The sequence below is a fragment of the Paracoccus sp. 22332 genome, from assembly GCF_052045125.1.
Taxonomy (GTDB): domain Bacteria; phylum Pseudomonadota; class Alphaproteobacteria; order Rhodobacterales; family Rhodobacteraceae; genus Paracoccus; species Paracoccus haematequi_A.
The window spans coordinates 1-5,101 of record NZ_JBQEOI010000086.1; the positions used below are offsets into that span (position 1 = coordinate 1).

At 68.8% G+C, this 5,101-nt stretch carries 3 protein-coding genes; all 3 read left to right on the forward strand.

The window, feature by feature from the left end; translation table 11 throughout:
* A partial coding sequence (locus tag ACTJI6_RS23485; protein ID WP_440802769.1) for a hypothetical protein occupies positions 1-298 on the forward strand: 298 nt, incomplete at its 5' end.
* Positions 213-1,736, forward strand: coding sequence for a Y-family DNA polymerase (locus ACTJI6_RS23490; protein WP_440804152.1), 1,524 nt, complete (start codon positions 213-215; stop codon positions 1,734-1,736). The genes ACTJI6_RS23485 and ACTJI6_RS23490, both read left to right, overlap by 86 nt.
* Entirely contained in the window at positions 1,733-4,957 is a 3,225-nt protein-coding gene (locus ACTJI6_RS23495; protein ID WP_440804155.1) for an error-prone DNA polymerase, read from the forward strand. Before ACTJI6_RS23490 ends, ACTJI6_RS23495 begins: the two co-directional genes overlap by 4 nt.
* The last annotated feature ends 144 nt before the right edge of the window (positions 4,958-5,101 follow it).

A 5,101-nucleotide genomic window follows, 5' to 3' on the forward strand; every position in this document is an offset into this window, starting at 1 on the left:
ATCCGGCACCACCGGCATCGCCCTGCGCCGCTGGCGCAGGTCCGCAGATGCGGCGGATTTCGGGCAGCCCACGGCGGCGATGACCCGCTGGCGGGTCTCGGTCCTGCCCTCGGCCGCCCTGCCGGTCCCCGGTGTCGGTCGCGCCCGTTGGCTGGTGGAACTGATCCGGGCGCGGGCAGGCGAAAGTTTTGACGTGGAACTGGAGGCATGCGATGGCTCGGGTCATCTCGGTCTTCCTGCCGACGTGGCCGGTGGACCGGCTGCGGCGGCAGGCGGGCGACGCGGCGCCTTCGGCTGAGGCGCCGCTGGTCCTGGCGGGCCGGGTCGGCAACCGCCGCCTGGTAACGGCCACCGATGCCGCTGCGCAGCAGTTGGGCCTGCATGTCGGGATGCCGGTCAGCAAGGCCCAGGCCCTGGTGCCGGGCTTGCGAGTCGCGCCTGCCGATCCGGCCGAGGATGCCGCCAGCCTTGAGCGGCTGGCGCTGTGGGTGCTGCAACGGTTTTCGCCCATCGTGGCGGTCGATCCGCCGGACGGGATCGTCATCGACTCGACCGGCGCCGATCACCTGCATGGCGGCGAGGCGGCCATGCTGGAGGCGCTGATCGGTCGGCTGGCGATGTCCGGCGTCACCGCGCGCGCCGCCGTGGCCGATACCTGGGGGGCCGCCCATGCCCTGGCCCGGTATCGGGCCGATCCGGTCTTTTGGGCCGAGCCGGGCAGTGCGGACACCCTGCTGGCCCCCCTGCCCCTCGCCGCGCTGCGCCTGCCGCCCGCGACCGTGGCCGGACTGCGCAGCTTGGGCTTCGTCCGCATCGGCGATCTGCTGGGCCAGCCGCGCGCGCCGCTGACCCGGCGCTTCGGCCCCGAACTCTGCCGAAGACTCGATCAGGCCCTCGGCCATGCCAATGAACCGATCGAACCGCTGCGCCCGGAGGGCCTGGTCGAGGTGCGCCGCAGCTTCGCCGAACCCATTTCCGCCGCCGAGACCATCGCTCGCTATATCGGCAAGCTGGCCGTGCAGCTTTGCGCGGCCCTCGAAGAGCGCGGCCTTGGCGCCCGGCGCCTCGACCTGCTCTGCTGGCGGGTGGACAGTCATATCCAGACGGTTCGCGTCGGCCTCGCCCAGCCGCAGCGCGATCCGAAGCGCCTGACCCGGCTCTTGTGCGACAAGATCGAGACCATCGCGCCTGGCTACGGCATCGAGATCCTGTCGCTGGCCGCCACCATCGCCGAGCCGTTGGCGGCCCGGCAGGCGGCCAGCCGCCTGATCGAGGAACCGGCGGCCGACCTTTCCGGCCTGGTCGATGTGCTGGCCAACCGCGTCGGCGCCCGCGCCGTCTATCGCATGGCCCCGGTAGCCAGCGACGTGCCCGAACGCGCTGTCGCCCGCATCGCCGCCCTGGCCGAGCCTGTCGGCGCCGGCTGGCCGGATCACTGGCCGCGCCCGTCCCGCCTGCTGCCCCGGCCCGAGCCGATCGAGACCATGGCGCTGCTGCCCGACCATCCGCCGGTCTGGATTGCCTGGCGCGGCATACGCCGCCGGGTCCGCCGCGCCGATGGCCCCGAGCGCGTCTTCGGCGAATGGTGGAAGCGCGACGCCGAGATGATCGCCGTCCGGGACTATTTCCGCATTGAGGATGACGGGGGGGAACGCTTCTGGATCTTCCGAGCGGGCGACGGCGAGAACCTCGGGACCGGCAGCCACCGCTGGTTTTTGCACGGGGTCTTCGGATGACCGGGCCGCGCTATGCCGAATTGCAGGTGACATCGCAGTTCTCGTTCCTGCGCGGCGCCTCCTCGGCCGAGGAGCTGTTCGTCACCGCCGCCCTGATGGGCATCGAGGCGCTTGCTGTCACCGACCGCAACTCGCTGGCCGGGATCGTCCGGGCCTGGGAGGCGGCCAAGGCCACCGGCGTCCGGCTGGTGGTCGGCTGCCGCCTGGACCTGGCCTGCGGGGCATCGCTGCTGGTCTATCCCACCGACTGGGCCGCTTATGCCCGGCTGTGCCGGCTGCTGACCCTTGGCAAATCCCGCGTCGGCAAGGGCCGGTGCCGTCTGGACTGGTCCGATCTGGCCGACTATGCCGAGGGCCTGATCGCCGTTCTGGTTCCGGATCTTGCGGATGATGTCTGCGCGCTGCGCCTGCGGCGGCTGCGCGACCTGTTCGGCGACCGCGCTTATCTGGCCCTAACCTTGCGCCGCCGCCCGAACGATCAGTTGCGGCTGCACGAACTGTCACTGATGGCGCATCGGGCGCGCGTGCCAACCGTCATCACCAATGACGTACTTTATCACGAACCGTCGCGCCGCATCCTTCAGGACGTGGTGACGGCGATCCGCCACACCACCACCGTAGATGCCCTGGGCTTCAAGCGCGAGCGGCACGCCGACCGCTACCTCAAGCCGCCTGTCGAGATGCATCGGTTGTTTGCCCGCCATCCCGAAGCCCTGGCCCGGACCGTCGAGATCATGGACCGCTGCCGATTTTCGCTGGACGAACTCTGCTATCAATACCCCGAGGAACGCGACGATCCCAGCCTGACCCCGCAACAGACGCTGGCGCGGCTGACGTGGGAGGGCGCGGCAGACCGCTACCCCGAAGGCCTGTCCCCGGAGGTCACGGCCAGCCTGACCCATGAGTTGGCCCTAATCGAAAAGCTGGAATACGCGCCCTACTTCCTGACCGTCCACAGCATCGTCCGCTTCGCCCGATCCCGCGACATCCTCTGCCAGGGGCGCGGCTCGGCGGCGAACAGCGCCGTCTGCTATGTGCTGGGCATCACCGCAATCCCGCCCAGCGACAACCTGCTGTTCGAACGCTTCGTCAGCGAGGAGCGCCAGGAGCCGCCCGACATTGACGTGGATTTCGAACACGAGCGCCGCGAGGAGGTGATCCAATGGGTCTACCAGACCTATGGCCGCGATCGCGCCGCGCTGACCGCCACGGTGATCCGCTACCGCGCCAAGGGCGCCCTGCGCGATGTCGGCCGCGCCATGGGCCTGCCGGTAGACCTGATCCAGACGCTGTCCGGCCATCTGGGCCGCTGGACCGAAGGCATCACCGACCAGGATCTGCGCAGCCTGAACCTCAACCCGGAAGACCGGCGGCTGCGTCTTGCCCTGGACCTGGCCCGCCAGTTGCAAGGCGCGCCCCGGCACCTATCGCAGCATCCGGGCGGGTTTGTCCTCACGCAAGACCGCCTGGACGACCTGGTGCCGATCGAGCCTGCCGCCATGGAAGACCGGCAGATCATCGAATGGGACAAGGACGATATCAATGCCTTGAAGTTTATGAAGGTGGATGTGCTGGCGCTCGGGATGCTGACCTGCATGAGAAAGGGGCTGGATCTGCTGGCCCGTCACAAGGGCATCATCCACGATCTCGCGACGATCCCCCAGGGTGACGCCCCCACCTATGACATGATCTGCAAGGCCGACACGATCGGCACCTTCCAGATCGAGAGCCGGGCGCAGATGGCGATGCTGCCGCGCCTGAAGCCCAGGGAATATTACGACCTGGTGATCCAGGTCGCCATCGTCCGGCCTGGACCGATCCAGGGCGACATGGTCCACCCCTATCTGCGCAGGCGCGAGGAGAAGGAGCCGGTTGTTTACCCGAAGCCCGCACTGAAAAAGGTGCTGGGCAAGACCCTGGGCGTGCCGCTGTTCCAGGAACAGGCCATGCGGGTGGCCATCGAATGCGCCGGCTTCACGCCGGGCGAGGCCGACCTGCTGCGCAAGTCGATGGCCACCTTCAAGACCACCGGCGGCGTCTCGGCCTTCAAGGAGAAGCTCGTCACTGGCATGGTCGCGCGCGACTACGAGCGGGAGTTTGCGGAGCGGATCTTCCGGCAGTTGGAAGGGTTCGGGTCATACGGCTTTCCCGAAAGCCATGCCGCGAGCTTTGCGCTGCTGGCTTATGCCTCAGCCTGGTTGAAATGCCGGCACCCCGACGCCTTCTGCGCCGCGCTGCTGAACAGCCAGCCGATGGGCTTCTACGCCCCCGCGCAGATCGTCCGCGATGCCCGCGACCGTGGCGTCGAGGTCCGGCCCGTTTGCGTCAACGCCAGTCGCTGGGACTGCACGCTGGAACCGACCGGGCGGCCGGAAGACGACGAAAGGCGCTATGCTGTCCGGCTTGGCCTGCGCCTGGTCAAAGGCTTGGCCAATGCCCACGGTGCCGCGATCGTTGCCGCGCGGGCCGATCAGCCCTTCGCCTCGGTCGAGGATCTGTGGCGCCGGGTCCGCCTGCCGGTCGCCGCCCTGACCCGGATTGCCGAGGCCGACGGCTTCCGCCCGGCCCTCGGCCTCGCCCGGCGCGAGGCGCTCTGGGCGCTCAGGGGCCTGCGCGACGAGGAACTGCCGCTGTTCGCTGTCGCCTCGGCACGTGAGGGGACGCTGGTCGCGGAGGTGAACGAACCCGCTGTCGCGCTGCGCCCTATGGTGGCGGGCCGCGAGGTGGTCGAGGATTACGCCCGCACCGGCCTGACGCTGCGCCGCCATCCCGTCGCCTTCCTGCGCGACAGCCTGAAGCAGCGCCGTATCGTCACCTGCGCCGAGGCCATGGCCAGCCGCGACCGCCGCTGGCTGGAGACCGCCGGCCTGGTCTTGGTCCGCCAGCGCCCCGGCTCGGCCAAAGGGGTGATGTTCATCACCATGGAGGACGAGACCGGCATCTCCAATGTCGTGGTCTGGCAGAAGGTGTTCGATCGGTTCCGCCGGGTGATCCTTTCCTCCAGCATGATCGCCGTCGCAGGCCGCATCCAGCGGGAGGGCGAGGTCGTGCATCTGGTAGCGCATCGGATCATTGGCCTCTCGCGTGAACTGGCTGGCGTTGGGGAGCGGGAGGAGGCATTCCCCCTGCCGCATGGCCGGGGCGATGAGTTCCGACATGCCGCGCCGTCGGCAGAGCCAGGAGGCAAGGGCATCAGGGTGAGGACACGGGACTTTCGGTGACGGGCAGGGGCAAGAAGAGTGAATAGTCCCGAGTTTCTTAGGGTCAGGACCCATTGATTGTGACCTTGATCGGTGCTTCAGGGGGCACAGGAGGCCCCACTGATGAGCAATCTTTTCTGGCTGAGTGACGCGCAGATGGCGCGC